This is a genomic window from Actinomadura meridiana (genome assembly GCF_039537545.1).
Lineage (GTDB): Bacteria > Actinomycetota > Actinomycetes > Streptosporangiales > Streptosporangiaceae > Spirillospora > Spirillospora meridiana.
In genome coordinates this window covers 34,310-50,625 of sequence record NZ_BAABAS010000003.1, presented here as the reverse complement: position 1 = coordinate 50,625, position 16,316 = coordinate 34,310, and the positions used below count along the sequence as shown (strand labels likewise).

14 protein-coding genes are annotated in these 16,316 nt (G+C 69.4%); 4 read left to right on the top strand and 10 right to left on the bottom strand.

Going from position 1 to position 16,316, the window contains the following annotated elements; genetic code table 11:
• Positions 1-56 precede the first annotated feature (56 nt).
• Together ABD808_RS01835 and rocD are read right to left on the bottom strand one after the other, a co-directional pair.
• Positions 57-1,019 (bottom strand): LCP family protein, encoded by a 963-nt coding sequence (locus ABD808_RS01835; RefSeq protein WP_344888534.1) that lies wholly within the window; start codon positions 1,017-1,019, stop codon positions 57-59.
• A gap of 156 nt (positions 1,020-1,175) precedes the next feature.
• Positions 1,176-2,342 (bottom strand): ornithine--oxo-acid transaminase, encoded by a 1,167-nt coding sequence (rocD, locus tag ABD808_RS01830; RefSeq protein ID WP_344889550.1) that lies wholly within the window; start codon positions 2,340-2,342, stop codon positions 1,176-1,178.
• Positions 2,343-2,549: 207 nt separating this feature from the next.
• Here rocD and ABD808_RS01825 point away from each other — a divergent pair, with 207 nt between their 5' ends.
• From ABD808_RS01825 to ABD808_RS01815, 3 genes are all read left to right on the top strand, one after another.
• Positions 2,550-3,092, top strand: a complete 543-nt coding sequence (locus ABD808_RS01825; RefSeq protein WP_344888531.1) for an Lrp/AsnC family transcriptional regulator — start codon at positions 2,550-2,552, stop codon at positions 3,090-3,092.
• Between the two features lie 59 nt (positions 3,093-3,151).
• Positions 3,152-5,218: a M6 family metalloprotease domain-containing protein gene (locus tag ABD808_RS01820; protein WP_344888528.1), complete on the top strand. Its 2,067-nt coding sequence runs from the start codon at positions 3,152-3,154 to the stop codon at positions 5,216-5,218.
• A 164-nt stretch (positions 5,219-5,382) separates the two neighbouring features.
• Complete coding sequence (locus ABD808_RS01815) at positions 5,383-6,615, top strand: hypothetical protein (protein ID WP_344888525.1); 1,233 nt, start codon at positions 5,383-5,385, stop codon at positions 6,613-6,615.
• Positions 6,616-6,639: 24 nt separating this feature from the next.
• Here the strand turns inward: ABD808_RS01815 and ABD808_RS01810 are convergent, their stop codons facing one another.
• From ABD808_RS01810 to ABD808_RS01780, 7 genes are all read right to left on the bottom strand, one after another.
• Positions 6,640-6,891 (bottom strand): hypothetical protein, encoded by a 252-nt coding sequence (locus tag ABD808_RS01810; RefSeq protein WP_344889547.1) that lies wholly within the window; start codon positions 6,889-6,891, stop codon positions 6,640-6,642.
• 15 nt (positions 6,892-6,906) lie between these two features.
• Positions 6,907-7,101 (bottom strand): hypothetical protein, encoded by a 195-nt coding sequence (locus ABD808_RS01805; RefSeq protein ID WP_344888522.1) that lies wholly within the window; start codon positions 7,099-7,101, stop codon positions 6,907-6,909.
• Positions 7,102-7,173: 72 nt separating this feature from the next.
• Positions 7,174-7,749 (bottom strand): TetR/AcrR family transcriptional regulator, encoded by a 576-nt coding sequence (locus tag ABD808_RS01800; RefSeq protein ID WP_344888519.1) that lies wholly within the window; start codon positions 7,747-7,749, stop codon positions 7,174-7,176.
• A gap of 17 nt (positions 7,750-7,766) precedes the next feature.
• Positions 7,767-12,149, bottom strand: a complete 4,383-nt coding sequence (locus tag ABD808_RS01795) for an SAV_2336 N-terminal domain-related protein (protein WP_344888517.1) — start codon at positions 12,147-12,149, stop codon at positions 7,767-7,769.
• A complete protein-coding gene (locus ABD808_RS01790) occupies positions 12,139-13,110 on the bottom strand; it encodes an AAA family ATPase (RefSeq protein ID WP_344888514.1) in 972 nt (323 codons plus the stop codon). The genes ABD808_RS01795 and ABD808_RS01790 overlap by 11 nt, the downstream gene beginning before the upstream one ends.
• On the bottom strand, positions 13,111-14,790 hold the full coding sequence (locus ABD808_RS01785; protein WP_344888511.1) for a VMAP-C domain-containing protein: 1,680 nt from the start codon (positions 14,788-14,790) through the stop codon (positions 13,111-13,113).
• A gap of 4 nt (positions 14,791-14,794) precedes the next feature.
• Positions 14,795-15,136 (bottom strand): CU044_2847 family protein, encoded by a 342-nt coding sequence (locus tag ABD808_RS01780; protein ID WP_344888508.1) that lies wholly within the window; start codon positions 15,134-15,136, stop codon positions 14,795-14,797.
• Between the two features lie 100 nt (positions 15,137-15,236).
• Here ABD808_RS01780 and ABD808_RS01775 point away from each other — a divergent pair, with 100 nt between their 5' ends.
• A complete protein-coding gene (locus tag ABD808_RS01775; protein ID WP_344888505.1) occupies positions 15,237-15,581 on the top strand; it encodes an MmcQ/YjbR family DNA-binding protein in 345 nt (114 codons plus the stop codon).
• Here the strand turns inward: ABD808_RS01775 and ABD808_RS01770 are convergent.
• Positions 15,578-16,309: a hypothetical protein gene (locus ABD808_RS01770; protein WP_344888502.1), complete on the bottom strand. Its 732-nt coding sequence runs from the start codon at positions 16,307-16,309 to the stop codon at positions 15,578-15,580. The two genes, ABD808_RS01775 and ABD808_RS01770, sit on opposite strands and share 4 nt — an antisense overlap.
• Positions 16,310-16,316 lie beyond the last annotated feature (7 nt).

The window sequence follows — 16,316 nt, the reverse complement described above, 5'->3', positions numbered from 1 at the left end:
ATGGTTTGCCGCCACTTCATTATATGTCCGACATGTCACACCGCAGGATCGGCGGGTCAGCGGACGGCGTCCACCGAGTTCTTGGCGTTGGCGCGGTTCACATAGTCGACGACCCGGTCGTCCCGGACGGCGGTGAACAGGGCCCGCACACCAGCATCGTCGAGGAGTACGACACTTTGGTCGCCCCGGGACGCCGTCCCCGCGACCGGGGCGGTCACGTACTCCATCTGGGACGTCTTCAGCAGCCGGTGCGCCAGCCCGCGCAGCGCGCCGGACGACACCGAGTCGTCCACCGTCATCGAGCGCGTCGCGGCCCGGATGAACCGGTCGATCTTGATCGGGTTGCGGGTGTCGCGCGCCTTGGCCTCCAGCGCGTGCAGGAACGCCTGCTGCCGCTTGATCCGGTCGAGGTCGCCCGCCGGGAGGTTCCAGCGCTGCCGGACGAAGTCCAGCGCCTCGACGCCGTTCAGATGCTGGTGCCCCGCCTCCCAGGTGCGGTCGTGCTTGGGATCGTGGGTCCGCTTGGTGATGGTGACGTCCACGCCGCCGAGCGCGTCGGTCATCTGCACGAACCCGTTGAAGTCGAGCGCGGCGTAGTGGTCGACGCGGACGTTCGTGAGCTGCTCCACCGTCCTGATCAGCAGCCGCGGCCCACCGTAGGCGAACGCCGCGTTGATCTTCGACGTGCCGTGCCCGGGGATCGGCACCCAGCCGTCCCGGGGGATCGCGATCACCGAGAGCCGGTCGCCGCGCCGGGACAGGTGCACCAGCATGATCGCGTCGGCCCGCGCGCCCATCGACGGGATGTCCTCCCGCCGGTCGGACCCGATCAGCAGCCAGTTCTCGCCGCTCCCGGTGGACGGCCGGTCCTGGGTCGGCAGCGCCCCGGCGACGCGCCGCACGTCCCCGTCGTACTTGCGCTGCAACAGGTACAGACCGCCCCCGACCAGCACCAACATGCCCAGCGCCAGCGCGCCGCATCCGACGACCACCCGGCGCCTGTTCTTGATCCGCAGCATGCGCCCACCCTGCCCGGCGACCCGCTCCGTCCCCGCCACGCCATGCGGCCGAATGATGACTCTTTGACGAGATTCGGGTTTGCAGTGAACAAAATCGGCGGGTCGCCTGGGGCGGGACGCCGTCAGCTCGTGAGTGCCGGTCAGCCCATGAGCGGGTCAGCCCTTGAGTGCGATGTCCAGCTGGTCCAGGGCCCAGTCGAGGTCGTCGCGTTCGATGGTCAGGGGCGGGGCCAGGCGCAGGGTGGTCTCGTGCGTCTCCTTGACGAGGACGCCGAGGTCCATGAGGCGCTCGCTGACCGGACGGGCCTTGCCGTGCAGTTCGACGCCCGCCCACAGCCCCCGGCCGCGCACCTCGCGCGCGACGCCCGCGGGCAGGCCGCCGAGCCGTTCGTGCAGGTGGGCGCCGAGCGTCCTGGAGCGTTCCTGATATTCGCCGGTCTTCAGCATCGCGACGACCTCGCGTCCGATGGCGCAGGCGAGCGGGTTGCCGCCGAACGTGGAGCCGTGCTGGCCGGGCCTGAACACGCCGAGGATGTCGGCGTCCGCGACGACGGCGGAGACGGGGATGATCCCGCCGCCGAGCGCCTTGCCGAGGATGTAGACGTCGGGGACGACGTCCTCGTGCTCGCACGCGAACGTGGCGCCGGTGCGTCCGAGGCCCGACTGGATCTCGTCCGCGATCATCAGGGTGCCGTTCGCCGTGCACAGGTCACGGACGGCGCGCAGGAACCCGCTCGGCGGCACGTTGACCCCGGCCTCGCCCTGGATCGGCTCGATCAGCACGCCGACCGTGGCGCCGTCCATCGCGGCCTTCAACGCCTCGACGTCCCCGTACGGGATGGTGCGGAAGCCCGGCGTGTAGGGGCCGTAGGAGTCCTTGGCGTCGGGGTCGGTGGAGAAGCTGACGATCGTGGTGGTGCGGCCGTGGAAGTTGCCCTCGAACGTGATGATGTTCGCCTGCCCGGCCGGGACGCCCTTGACCTCGTACCCCCACTTGCGGGCCGTCTTCAAGGCCGTCTCGACGGCCTCGGCGCCGCTGTTCATCGGCAGCACCATGTCCTTGCCGCACAGCTCGGCGAGCTCGGTGACGAACGGACCGAAGTTGTCGTGGTCGAACGCGCGGCTGACCAGGGTGACGCGGTCCAGCTGGCGCTTGGCGGCGGCGGTGAGGCGCGGGTTGCGGTGCCCGAAGTTGACGGCCGAGTAGGCGGCCAGCATGTCGAGGTAGCGGCGTCCCTCGACGTCGGTGAGCCAGACGCCGTCCGCCTCGGCGACCACGATGGGGAGCGGGTGGTAGTTGTGCGCGCTGTGCTCGTCGGACATCGCCCGCAGCCTCTGGGTGGTCGTCACGGCGCTCCTTCGCGGCTCGGCCCGGCCGGATGCGTCCGGGCATGACGGGGACACCGGACCGGGGTCCGGTGCCGACGGGGAAGTGGCCGGGCGGGCGAGTGGCCGCCGGTCCACTGTCCAGCGTATGTTCGGGATCGACCGTCGCCCAATGACGAAAACCGACTTTGGGGGTGTTGTTTGTTGCGTCTTGATGAGCTTGACCGTCGAATCGTTGCGCGGCTCCTGGAGGACGGTCGCGCCTCCTTCGCGCAGATCGGCACCGCGGTCGGACTGTCGGCCCCGGCGGTGAAACGGCGCGTCGACCGGCTCCGCGCGGACGGCGTCATCACCGGCTTCGCGGCCGTCGTCGACCCGGCCGCGCTCGGCTGGACGACCGAGGCGTTCATCGAGATCTTCTGCACGGGCGCGACGTCCCCCGAGGAGATCCACTCCAGCGTCCGGGGCCATCCCGAGGTCGTCGCGGCGTACACGATCAGCGGGGACGCCAGCGCGCTGGTGCACGTCCGGGCCCGCGACATCCGGCATCTGGAGCAGGCGCTGGAACGGCTGCGCCGCGAGGACAACATCACGGCGACGAAGACGTCGATCGTGCTGTCCCGGCTGATCGGCCGTCCCATCGACGCGCCGGACGGCCGTGGTGCCGCCCCGGACGGCGGTGGTGACCTGGGCGCATCGTCCGACATGCCAGGGCAAACAGCACGAGATCGGCTAAGTCGGCCCTAGCGGGACGTATCCCCCCTTCTTTACCTTTCTCCCCGCAACCCACCAGAGGTAGGGGAGACATGCCCGCCAAGAAGATGCTGTTGGTGCCCGCGGCGGCACTGGGGCTGGTCGTGGCCCTCGCGGTCGCACCGGCGTCCGCGCAGCCGAGCCCGACGATTCCGAAACCGACCGCCAACCCCTGGCAGATGCGGCACTGGCCGCAGACGCAGCCCTGGCAGCGCGCGCAGCCGTCCCCGCGCCGCTTCGCGCCGGGGGAGCCGAGCCCCATCGACCCGCAGAACTACGAGCTCCCGGAAACGATGACCTGGGACGACTACAAGTCGATCCCCGACGCGACCTGGGCCGACCCGTCCCGCAAGGGGTCGGTGAAGAACTTCAAGGGCGCCGTCGTCATGGTCGACTACTCCAACCAGCCGTTCGTCGTGACCCAGCCGAAGAACTCCACCATCTTCGGCAACCCCGTCGAGGTCAGCGACGTGCCGCGCGCCCAGGTTCCCAAGTTCTACCAGGACTTCCTCAACACGCCGGGCAAGCTCAACCACGGCCACACCATCCACGAGTACTGGATGGAGGACTCCGGCGGCCGCTACGGCGTCGACCTCACCGGCTTCGGCGTCTACAAGATGCCCGGCAAGGACCACGAGTACGGCGTCGACGGCATGCAGGGCGGAACCGGCTGCCCGTCCGGCGACAGGTGCAACCGGGACCTGCGCGGCGACGCCCGCTCGGCGTGGGTCGCCGACGTCGGCGAGGAGACGGCGAGCAAGTACGACTTCGTCTTCTACCTCAGCGCCGGGCAGGACGAGTCGTCCACCTGGCAGGAGTTCGGCGAGATGAAGTTCGGCACCAAGGAGAAGGTGCCCGCCGAATGGGGCCCCGGCGACTCGAGGCTGACCAACTGGGTGAAGACCCGGTACGTCCCGTGGACGTCCTGGCAGGCCGGATCCACTCTCTGGCCGAACGCCAACCCCGGTGAGTCGTCCATCCAGGCGGAGAGCTCGGGCATGTCGGTGTTCGCCCACGAGTTCAGCCACATCATCGGTGTCGGCGACAACTACAACAACCCGTACAGCGACCCGGCGCGCCGCGCCTACAGCGGACCCTGGGACATGCTGAGCCGCGGCACCTTCAACGGTCCGGGCGGCCCGCACAGCCGGTGGACGATCCCGGCGTCCGGCGGCGGCTCCATGGGCGCGCAGCACATGCTGCGCAACAAGCTGAAGCTCGAAATGGTCGACCCGAACAACGTGCTCCAGGTCACCAGGGACGGGCTCGCCTCGTCCGGCACGCTCGTCGCGCGGGTGACGGCCCGGTCCGTCGAGCCGGGGAAGGGCGGCCTGTCGGGCGTCAACCTGAAGCTCGGCGCGGGCGGCGACAAGAGCCCGCGGTGCAACACCCAGACCGACCCGCTCTGCGACGGCGGCGGTTACAACAACTACACCCTCGAAGTCGTCGACCGGATGGGCACCGACTCCTTCACCCCGGACTCCGGTGTCCTGCTGTCGAAGACCAAGGACCAGGACGACGCCCCGTTCATCTGGGTCGAGGACGCCAACCCGCAGGACATCGACAAGGTCGACTTCGTCCTGCCGAACGGCACCCCGGTGAAGATGACGATCGGCGACTACCGCCAGCTGTCGGACGCCCTGTACCACGCGGGCACGAACTCGGGCAGCGAGTACGAGTACGTCGACAAGGCCAACAAGCTGCACTTCTACGTGCTCGACCTCCAGCGTGACGCCAAGGGCGTCCTGTCGTACACCGTCGCGATCCGGTCGCTGGACGGCGCCGGGACGCAGCAGCGCGGCGTGCAGGTCGATGACGGCAAGGCCGAGCAGACCAGCGCGGGCTGGAAGAAGTGCACGGTGACGCTCCAGAACACCGGCAAGGGCGGCACCGGCTACTACGGCTCCGACGTGTTCCGGCTCAAGGCCGCGGTGCCGGGCGGCGGCTGGAAGACCTGGCTGCCGAACGACCTCGCCACGGCGCAGGCCGGAGCCGGGACGAAGGTCGAGGTCTGGGCGAAGGCCGAGCCCGGTGCCAACCGGCTCGCGAGCCTCCAGTTGACGGGAACCTCGGAGAGTGACCCGTCGAAGTCCGACACCGGGTCGTGTGACCTGAACTGACCCGATCGCGTGGACGGGGCGGCCGGTGGGCCGTCCCGTCCATGACGTCCGGGTCTGGCCGAGGGTTCACCTCCCCGGGCGTAATGATCTACGAAAACTAAGTTGTACCTACCGAGACCTACTCTTCACTATGAGTGATCCTCGGCCGGGATACGTTGCGAATTGTGATCATCTCGCAGCGCACAGTGACCGGAACCCGAAAGCGGACTATCGCGGCCGTCGCGGTCGCCGTCCCGCTGGCCGCGCTCTCCCCGGGCGCCGTCCACCCCACGCCCGCGACCGCCGCTCCCGTCGCGATGTCGGCGGCGAAGGCGCCGAACCTGAGCGACTTCGATCTGCGGCGCGGCTCGGACCGCGGCCCGGCGTTGCGCGCGCTCGGCGGCAGACTCCAGCGCAGCAGCGTCAGCGGGCTGCTCACCTCGTCGGGGCTCGGCAGGTTCGGACGCGGCTGCGGGAAACCGGCCGCCGTGCCCGCCCACTCGCTCGTGTACTGCTTCGACAAGCAGGACTCCGCGACCAACGCGTGGGTCCCGCAGGGCGTCTCGACCGTTTCGGACGCGACGGAGGGCGAGCGGTGGGCCGGCGGCGTCCGGCCCATGCTGGTGTCCTGGCACGACAGCGGCCGCATCCGGCTCACGTTCGTCGACCCCGACCGGCACTCGTACCGGCACGTCCTGCTCGTCGCGCCGACCGTGAAGAACGGCCGGGCCACCTATTCCGACATCGGGGTCCACGCGGGTGGGATCGCCTGGTACGGCGACAAGCTGTACGTGGCCGACACCAGGCATGGACTGCGCGAATTCGACATGCGGCAGATCTACGACCTCGGCCGGAGCAAGGCGGGCTCCACCGGCCACGCCTCCTGGGTCGGGCTGCACGGCAAGAAGTACTACGGCCACGGCTTCCGCTACGTGATGCCGCAGACGGGCAGCTGGCACTTCGTCGGCGGCGCGACCGGCGGCACCTGCCGGGGCTCCGGCCCGCTCCGCATGTCCTGGGTCGCGGTCGACCGCACCACCTGGCACCACGTCCTCATCGCCGGGGAGTACTGCCGCCCGAAGGCGCCGCAGGGCCGCGTCGTCACCTGGCCGGTGGGAGCGCTGTCCGAGGGCGGAACGGTCCACGCCGACTGGGCGGCCGAACTGCCCGGCGACCGGATCCAGGGCGGTGTCAGGACGAACGGCCACTGGTGGTTCACCCAGAGCCGCAACAAGAAGCGGGGCCACCTTCTCAGCACGTCCCGCAGCCTGTTCGACTGGAACCGCGTCACCCACCGCACCATCTCGCACGGCCCCGAGGACCTGTCGTGCTTCCGCGGACAGCACCGCGTCTGGACGGTCGCCGAGTACGCCCGCAAGCGCGCCCTGTGGTCCTTCCGCACCGACTCCTGCGCCTGACCTTTCGTCACGCGGCGACCGTTGTCACACGGCGACCTTCGTCCTTTCCTTGGCCGGGGCCGCCGCCCGCGAACGGCCCTGCCCGACGGCGACGATCCCCATCGCCTTCCCGCGCGCCGTCGCCGGGACGAGACTCACCGTCGTCGCCGCGGCCACCGCCCAGAACCCGGCGTACACGAACGCGCCCACGACCCGCGTGGCGAACAACACCCCGTAATCCGACGTCAACGCACCGACCGTGTGCGTCACGGCGAACACTCCGAGAAACGCGAGCAGCGCCCGCCGACGCGGTCAACGCGACGTGACCACGGCCAGCACCGGCGCGCCGACGAGCATCCCGATCGCGAACGCCGAGATCAGCAACCCGGCGTCCGGCACGGACACCCCGAGATCGTCCGCCATGCCGGGCAACAGACCCGCCAGCATCAACTCCGACGTCCCCTGCGCGAAGATCGCCGCCCCCAGCACGTACACGGCCACCGGCATCGTGCCGCCTCCTATTGTATTGATCAGTCCAAAATAGGGTCATGGCTGGACGAGGTCGAGCGATGTCATGCCTCAGATGGCCTGCATGGCCGTGTCGGCGATCGAGGTCAGCGTCCGCCGGTCGGCACCCCCACGCGCCGCGACGCGCATGCCGCTAACGGTCGAGATGACGTAGTGCGCCAGCGCTCGCGCGTCCCTGCCCGGCTCGATCTCCCCGGCGCGCACGCCTTCCTCGATGGCGGCCACCAGCGCGTCCAGCCGCCGCGCCTGATCCTTGCCGAGCCGCTCGGCGGTCACCGCGTCGCGCGGCGCCAACTCCACCATCGCGTTGACGACCAGACACCCGGCCGGATCATCGGCCCCGGGTTCGGCGGCCCAGCCCAGGACCGTCCGCAGCCGCTCCCGCACCGGCCGCGAACCGTCCGCCAGGACCTCGATGATGTTGGCCGTCTTGACGTCCATGTACCGGGTCAGCGCCTTCTTGAACAGGTCGTGCTTGCTCCGGAACGTGTTGTAGATGCTGCTGCGCCCAAGCCCCGTCGCCTCGCACAACGCCTGCGTCGAGGTCGCCTCGTACCCGTCCGCCCAGAACGCCCGCATGGCGGCCTCCACCGCCCGCTCCTCCTCGAACTTCCTCGGCCGCGCCATCCCCGCACCGTAACACGTTATGGACCATCCGATCCAATATAGTCGGCGGGCCCCAGCAGCCGGATGTACCGCCGACGTCCGGGGTGTGCCAACAGAGCAAGGCCCTCTGGTAGTGCACCTCGCAGCGAAGGCGGCACGTCCCACAGGTCCACCTCTTGTCCGGACGCCTCGCTGGTGAGCAGGACCGGGGTGCCGAACTCGCGCATGGCGGCCACCACGGGGTCGGGCGGGTCGCCAAAGGAGATCAGCCTCCGTGTCAGGATGAGGTGCAGGCCGTGTTCGTGGAGCGTCCTCAACTCCGGAAGGATCTGCGCCAGAGGGTCCTGAGAGAGGAAACGGCGTCGGTCGGCGACGAAAAGGTAGACCTCAGGTCTCGTGTCGTCGAACTCGCGAACTTTGGCGTTCTGGATCGCCTTGTTCAGCAGCTGTCCGAAGTCGTCGGGGGAAGAGGAGTGGTGGATGCCCAACCGCTCCCAGAGTTCGACGCGAGATGGCTTGCACAGATTGCCCTGCCCGTCGAGGACGTAGATGAGCGCTTTGGCGCCGTGGTCGGGGTCGGGGCGCGCGGCCAGCTGCTCGATGATCATGCGCGTCACGAACCTTTTTCCCGTGCCGTGCGGCCCCGATATCAGCAGGTGCCGATCGGTGCCGAAGTCGGCGAACACCCTCTCACGGGTGCCGCTCTCGAACCCGATCGGGATGCGCGCGTCCGTGACCGCGGGCGACTGGCCGACATGCGCGCTCGTGGGCGGGTCGGCCCCGCTGGTGTCGGCGCTGGGCTCCGATGGCGATGGCGTCTCCCCGAAATCTACGATCGTCCGGAACCGTGTCGCGAAGAAAGGGTCGCTCTCGCGGAGGGCGAGCAGGCGATCGGCATCTCCGCAGAAGACGACGACGGGGTCGTCGCCGTGCTCTTCCATCAACCTGCGGATCACTCCGGGCAGCTGTGGGTCGAGACCATCGTCGAGATCGTGGGCAAGCTCGTTCAGATCGAAGAGGAGCACACCGCCGCGACTTCTTCGGAACAAGCTGTGAAGCTGCGTCGCGAGGTCTGGAGCGCGACCGACCGTGTCCCGATACCGGGGCACCTCGTGCACGTTCCCATTGGCCACCGCCCCTAGGGTCTGGAGCATCCGCCCATACATGTGCGCCGTTCTGACCATTTCGTTCCGGTCCGAGCCTTGGATGAACACGTGACGATCCACCGGCGACAGGGCGGTTACGGCCTCTGCCTCGTCTTCGACGTTCTCGTCGAGCGGAAGGGCAGTGGACGCGTTTTCCGTCCTTGTCGTCTGGCTTTCGTTGGTTCGGTGGACGAAGTCGTTGATGACCGCGTCCGGAGGTGCGTGCGTGACGCTGAAGCGGCGTGGCGCGTCGCCTTTGGCGAGCAGGTACGCCGTCCGGCTGTCCGGGAATGGCAGGCTCGCCCGTTTGAGGACGCGTTGTAGTTCGGCGGGTGCCAGGCCGCCTGCCGCGATGCGCCAGTCGAGGTACGGCAGGAACCGGTTCCACATCGTGGTGTTCTCCACCATCGACGAGGTGAGGATGAGCTGAATGCCGCGAGACTTTCCGCGTTGGGCCAGTGAGAGGAGCATCTCGCCCACCTCGCGTCTGCTGGACGGGAACGTCAGCGAGATGTCCACCACGATCAGGAGTCGTGGCAGGCTCTCAGGCGACTTGACGTTGACGCGAGAGTTCGAGAAGTACTCGATGAATTGCTGGAGCGCGTCCGGCCGTCCGAGCAGTTCTTCTTCGGAGTAGCGGACGTGCGGCAGATCGAGGGGTTCGCCGAGCGGGTGCTCGCCCAGGCCAGCGAAGGCGAAGGTGACATCTGGGGGTGAGTAGACCGCGGCCACCGCGAGGGTGATGGCTCGGACGATCCGCTGGCGCGCCTCGGTCTCGCCCGCGATCAGGCCGTGCGAGATCTCGGCCGAAACGTCGAGCGAGTCGAGGGTGACGACGTTTCCATCGCGGCTGTACCCGATCGCGGGGTGGCGAGGCGTCGATGTGGGCTGCGCCCACGTTCCTTCGAACATCCCACTGGTACCGGAGCCGTTCAACATGAGCACGTCGATGTTCGACGCTGTGACGGGCTCCAGTTCGGGCATGACGGCGGATGGCTCGCGGTCACTCATCTGGAGAAGCAGCCAGTCGGTGGCTTCGGAGTCGATCCGCACAGGGCGGAAGCGAGTCGTTCTCCGTCTCGTTCGGAGGGTGGCATGGGCGCCGTCCGATGAACCGGTGAAATGGACCTCCCACCCGCTGGGATCATCGAGATGCTCGATTTCCGCGGGCGTCTCCTTGAGATAGAAGATGAAGATGATGCCTTGGCCGGAGGCCTCGGAGCTCAGCTGGGTAACACGGTCTTTCAGGCCAAGGTCTACTTTGGTGGACCGGCCGTCCATTCCCAGGATGATGACCAGGGCGGGGAGTGGGCTGAGTTCCCGTCCGTCGGCGATGGCCTTTTGGTAGTCGCCCCAGGTCCGTACACCAGCCTCGCGGAGCGTGGCCGCGCGCCGCCACAGTTCGTTCGTGAGCCTCGACATCGTGCCGGAGTCGGACACGAGCTCCATCGGATCCTTGACCACCGTGTGGGGGAGGCGATCCAAACCGACCTGGGGCTGGCTCTCGTAAAAGTCGGAGCAGTTGAACAGAGCGAAAGCGACCCTGTTCGGCGAGTGGCTTACGGCAAGGCTGAGTATGAGGGTCTTGAGCATTTCGTGACGCGCGGGAGCCGAACCGAGAATCGTGCCGTGTTGTGCGTCCCCGGCGCTGCCAAGGACGTCGAGCCAGACCGTTTCGCCATTGCCGTCCACGCCGAGGGGGACAGGCCGTGGGGGACCGTGGCTCCAGTTGTCCCCGAGCAGTTCTTCGACTGGTGCGCCGAGGAGGGGCAAGAGGTCGAGAGTGGGGAGCGGCGGGCTTGGGGCGAGGTGGGAGCGGGTTTTGGGGGTGAGGAGGGCGAAGTGGTCGGTGTCGGTGGTGAGGGTGATCGGGCCGCCGTCGGTGGGGAGGAGGGCGCGGAAGCGGTCGGCGGACGTGCCCGCGCGGCGTTCGATCTCGGCGGAGACCGCTTCGAGGACGCTGCGCGTGTGCAGTGCCTCGGGGCGCGGGAGTGTGTCCAGGAGGGCCTCGCGGGCACCCGGCACGAATTCGTAGCGGACGCCGCCGACGGGGCGCAGCAGGCCGCTCAGCAGCACCTCGGCGAGCTGGCCCGGGCCAGAACCGCCGAGGATGCGGTGTTGGATCAGCCGCATCACCGGCAGGGACGGGACGGACACCGCGACGTGCGCGGCGAGTTCGGCGGCGTCCGGGGAGGCCGTGGTGAGGAACCGGCGGACGCGCTCGGCGATCGGCAGTTCGCGTTCGCGGCGCAGCGGCGCCGTCCCGGACGGGTGCGCGGGGAACGTGGCGACGGCGGTGGGCTGGGGCCCGGAGGCCGACACGAGCCGGGCCCACGTGCCGAACCAGCGGGGCGCGACCTCCAGGACGGGGACGGGCAGGCCGTTCCCCTCCGGGCCGTCGTAGGGGGTGAAGCGCAGGTCGGTGTTCGGGGCGGCCGGGCGGGGCAGGGCGGCGAGGCCGGGGACGGCGGGCGCGGCGGTGCGTCGCCACAGACGTTCGGCGAGGGGTTGCAGGATCGCGGTCGGCCCGGTGCGCGCCCAGCGGCGGACAGCTTGCGCGGCGCGTCCGTCCCACCAGTGCGGGCCCGAGCAGTCGGACAGGACGAGCACGGCGTGCCGTCCGGACGCGTCCAGAAGCGTGCCGGGGTCCTGGAGCGGGGCGCCGGGGGCCGAGAAGACGCGGCCCGTGGTGTCGAGATGGCTGAGGTGAACGTCCTGAAATGCCCCCTGGCGCAGCAGGACCTCGGCGAGTTCGCGGGCCAGTGGTTGCCAGAGCCGCATCGTCGGGCCCGTGTCGACGACCAGGCTCAGCGTCAGCCAGCGTTCGGCCGCCGGGACGAGGACCGGCGTCCACATCCGGGTGTCGGCGATGCGGGCGGCCGTCGCGTCCTCGTCCAGTTCGAAACGGTGCCTGGACGGGACGCGCCGCTTCAACGGACGCAGCGCCCGCTGCACGCCGAGCGGGTCCGCGAGCATCGGCGCCGTGGGCAGGAGCACCTCGGACGCTTCGCCGACCGGCGCATCGGTGGGTCCGCGATGCGGATGAACACGGGTGAGCGGCGCGGACGGTGGCGACGGAACGGCGGGGGCGGGCGGCCCGGGGGTGGTGGGCTCTGCGGGTTCCTCGACGGTTCTCGGCACATCCGGCGGGTGAGAGGGCTCTTGCCGCTCGGGAGGGGAGATGTGGCAGGCGAGCCACAGCATCTCGCTGAGTTCCCGGGCGTCCGGCGGCGGGCCGATGGCCGACAGCGCCTCGCGGAGGCGGTCAATCGTCATCAATGGGCTCCGACAGGTACGGCATGACGCGGTCGGCCAGGGCCCGGCGGTCGTGGGCGTCGGCGTGACGGCACAGGAAGACGGCGTTGAGGAGCTGGTCGGTCGCGAGGGTGCCCGCCGAGGAGCGCTCGAAGAACCGGCGCACCAGGTCGTCACTCTCGTCGGCGAGAGTCCCCAGATGCTCCCGGACGATCGCCGCCAGCTCCGCCTCGCCGGACGGCTGCCGCAGCTCGACGGTGACGCAGCGCCGCAGGAACGCGGGCGGGAACTCCCGTTCGCCGTTGCTGGTCAGCACGACCAGCGGGAACGCGCGGCAGCGCACCGTCCCGGCGGTGACGGTGACGCGGGAGCCGGGCCCGTCGGCGGTCATGACGTCGGCGGACGGATCGGCACGCCGGGTCAGCTCCGGCAGCTCGTACTCGCCCTTCTCGAAGATCGTGAGCAGGTCGTTGGGCAGGTCGATGTCGCTCTTGTCGATCTCGTCCACCAGCAGGACGCGCGGCCGTTCATAGGGGAGCAGCGCGGTACCGAGCGGCCCGAGCCGGATATATCGGCCGATGTCCTCGTCGGCGGGCGCGTCGTCCCGTCCGGCCGCGTAGAGGCGGGTCAGCGGGTCGTACTGGTAGAGGCCGTCGCGCAGGGTCGTCCGGCTGGTGATGGGCCAGTGCAGGACGGGTCCGAGCCCCAGTTCGTGGGCCACCGCGTAGGCGAGCGTGGACTTCCCCGTACCGGGAGGCCCCGTCACCAGCAGCGGACGACGCAGATACAACGCTGCGTTCACCTGCTGTACGGCGTCGTCCGACGGCCGGTACGTCGTCGCCTGGTGCTCGTTACCCGAAGAACCCTCCGGGGAGTGCAAGGCGGGCTCGCCGTCGAACGCGCGCCAAGGCGGCGGTGGAGGAAGCCGTGTGATGCCGTCGTGTGGGCGACGGCTCCCTGTGTAGAGCAGCCAGTCGGGCACCTAAACCTCCATGGCGAGCGGGGGATCGGGAAGCCGGGACGGATCGTCCCACAGCAGAGTCAGGTCGCGTCCGCAATGCGGTTTGTCTTTGGGAGCAAGCAGCGCTTCTTTACGCAAGGCGAGCGCTACTCGGGGGAGGTCGCCGGGGTGGGTCTCGTCCACGGCGGCGGTCAGCGCGTCAAGGACGTGGTGTCCACGGCAGTCGTCGTGGGACGGCCCCTCGCACGGAGTACGCGCCCACAGCATGACGGGGATGCCGTTGTTCAGCGCGGCCGTCAACCGGCTCTTGACCGGACGCGACCCGTACACGAGCACGCAGAAATCGACGTGCGCCTCCAACCAGTCCTGAAATTCGCTCCCTCTGCGCGGCTCGTCGCACGGAATCGGACGCGGTTCGCTGCGCCCGCGCGCGTTCAGCAGCCGCCAGCGGTGGTGGGCCTGGTCGCGGCGGATCGAGTCGGGGCGCAGCCGGTCCACGTCCCGCACCACGACGGGACGCTGCCGCATCCGGATCTTGTTGCGGGCGTCGAGGTACCACTGCTCGAACGGCTTGCCGAGCCAGCTCTCCGGCACCGCGAACTCGATCATCCAGTCCCGCGCGTACAGGGTGGACACCATCGCGGAGACGCCCTCCTCGACCACCGTCCGCACCCGCCGCTCCGGCACCCGCATCGTCGGCCGGGACGGTCCCTCGGCGCCGTCGATCCAGGTGTGCACGGTGACGTCGAAGGCGTTGTCGAACGTCACCCGCTCCAACCGCACGATCACCGACGCGGGCGCGGGCCCAGACGTTCCGGATGTTCCGGGCGCCGCGGCGGGCATCCGCCGCGCCGACCATCCGGCGAGCCGCTGCCGCCGCTCCTCCGGCAGATGCCGCCCGAGCGTCGCCAGATACCGGACGAGCCGCTCCTCCGCCAACCCTTCGGCGACATACCGCACAGACGCCCAAACAGACCGGAAACCGGCGGAGACCGGACGGCCGACGGCCCGTTCCAGGTCGGCGCCGATCGGTTCGGTGAAGCGCACGCCGTCCAGAAGTTCCCGCAGCTCGCGTCGTGCTTCCGCGGACGCCCACCGCAGTGGCAGCAGGTCGTCCAGCTCCTCCCAGTACTTCCGGATGTTGGTGAGGGGGAGCATCCAGCCGAGTTCCGCACGGTCGCCATCCCGGAGTTCGGCGTTCGTCACCATGCCGATGACCTCACCGGTAGCCGTGTCGTACACGGCGGAACCGCTGTAACCCTCTTCAAGCCACTCGCCCCGCGCGGTCCTGATTTCCAGCCACTCCTGCCGCATCACGCGGGACGGGGACGTCGTCACGGTCGCGTGCCGCTCGTTCTCGTCGAACCGCCTGGGAAAGCCACACACACCGAACGTCCGACCACGCGAGGAATACTCGTGCAACTCGTCGGGCGCGGCTAGCCGTGCGGGCGCGTACGGAACCGGCTCGCGCAGTTCGAGGACGGCGATGTCCCCCATGTCGCCCTCCCGCCGCCAGTCGCCGCACCGGACGACCCGCGCGGGCAGACCCTCGCTGAGCCCCGGGAACCCGATTCGCGCCTCGTCCAGCCCCTGGACGGTGTGCGCGCACGTCAGCAGCCGTGTCGGGGTGACGAGGAACGCGGCACCCAGCTTGCCGCCCTCCGGCGGACCGACCCAGGCGCGCCACTGCCAGCCGTCCACCCGGCTACCCCTCCTCCGGGGCCGCCTCGATTCCTGGCCGTCCCCAGACCAGCTTGACCTTGAGCTGCCCCTCGATGGACGTCTTGGCGATGACGGCCCCGGCGGCGGCGTTCAGCTTGACGCCGAACTCCAGCTCCACCGCGTCCGGGTTCAGCTCACCGCCGCGCAGCGCCGCCAGCGCCGACTCCGCCGCGTTCCGAACGTTCTGAAAGGCGTCCTCGAACCGTTCGGCGGCGTCGTGGATGATCCCGTTTCCCCGGGACACCGACCGGAATCCGGGTTCCCGGTCGTCGGTCTCCACGATGACGGTCCCGTGCTCGGTCTGCCAGCGCACCAGTTCGTTCACTACCGCCCCCTCGTCACGGAAATCTATCAAGATCATGCAATGTGTGATGCTTGAACCGGACGGACCGGCGGCCACGCGAACACGGCCACAGGAGGACACGGTGATCACTGTTGACCAGGTGCGGGAGCTCACGCGGACGCTTCCGCGCACGTCCGAGCACCTGATCAGGGACCGGGTGAAGTTCCGCGTCGGCTCGATCGTCTACGTCGCATTCTCCCAGGACGAGACCATGATGGGGTTCGCCTTTCCCAAGGAGGAACGCGCCGCCCTCATCGAATCGGAACCGGAGAAATTCGTCCTTCCACGCGAATCCGACCTGCGTTTCAACTGGGTTGAGGCCCGGACGGCGGCGCTCGACGAACCGGAAATGCGCGAACTGGTCATGGAGGCGTGGCGCATGGTCGTCCCGAAGAAGGTCGCCGCCGCCCGCCTCGGCCCGTCCTAGTGCGGCGGCGCCATCGGATGCAGGGCGTTGACCACCGTGCACCCGCCCTCGCCGGGCATGCGCTGGATCGTGGACGGCACCCACACGGTCGTCCTGCCCGGCTCCACCCGCGCCAGAACGCAGTCGAGCGCCTCCGACAGATACGGCTTGACCCACAGAGCCAGGCCCACCTTGGCGCCCTCAGTCCTGAACTCGCTCCGGATGGCCGGGTCTAGACGCAGTGACGCGACGACCGCACGAATCTTGGTCTCGTCCGCCCTGCCCTTGGCCGGAACGTGCGGAAGCGCCTTCTCAAGTCGTTCATACGGGATATCCGGTGTCTTCGGCCAAGGCTTGAACGTCAGGGGGCTCCCGGAAGGGCAGGTCACGTCGGACGGCTTGATGTCGTCCCAGCCGATGCTCGTCGCGATCCGCAATTCGAAACACCGCTTCACGCTGACCCGCTCGCCGGACCACCCGTCTTCCACCGCCGTCCCGGCCACCCGGACGACGACCCGCACCCCATCTCCCACGGTCGTGCGTCCGCTGAAGCGCATGACCTCCACCCCATCAAGGTCTGCCGCGCGGTGCGCCACGTCCTGGGCGGGCCAAACCCGGGCCGAGTCGAGACGCTGGCCCACCTTGCGCGCGTTGTCCCGCGCGTCATCGGTGGCCCGATCCTCGGCCGAGACGCTCGGCATGCACCCCGTCACCAGCAGCCCGGCCAGCACGATCACGATCCGTCGCATACGGCCA

Excerpts from the sequence above, each read along its gene's own strand:
- ABD808_RS01835 (WP_344888534.1), bottom strand. The coding sequence starts at position 1,019 with ATGCTGCGGATCAAGAACAGGCGCCGGGTGGTCGTCGGATGCGGCGCG.
- rocD (WP_344889550.1), bottom strand. The coding sequence starts at position 2,342 with ATGTCCGACGAGCACAGCGCGCACAACTACCACCCGCTCCCCATCGTG.
- ABD808_RS01820 (WP_344888528.1), top strand. The coding sequence starts at position 3,152 with ATGCCCGCCAAGAAGATGCTGTTGGTGCCCGCGGCGGCACTGGGGCTG.
- ABD808_RS01805 (WP_344888522.1), bottom strand. The coding sequence starts at position 7,101 with ATGCCGGTGGCCGTGTACGTGCTGGGGGCGGCGATCTTCGCGCAGGGG.
- ABD808_RS01800 (WP_344888519.1), bottom strand. The coding sequence starts at position 7,749 with ATGGCGCGGCCGAGGAAGTTCGAGGAGGAGCGGGCGGTGGAGGCCGCC.
- ABD808_RS01795 (WP_344888517.1), bottom strand. The coding sequence starts at position 12,149 with ATGACGATTGACCGCCTCCGCGAGGCGCTGTCGGCCATCGGCCCGCCG.
- ABD808_RS01770 (WP_344888502.1), bottom strand. The coding sequence starts at position 16,309 with ATGCGACGGATCGTGATCGTGCTGGCCGGGCTGCTGGTGACGGGGTGC.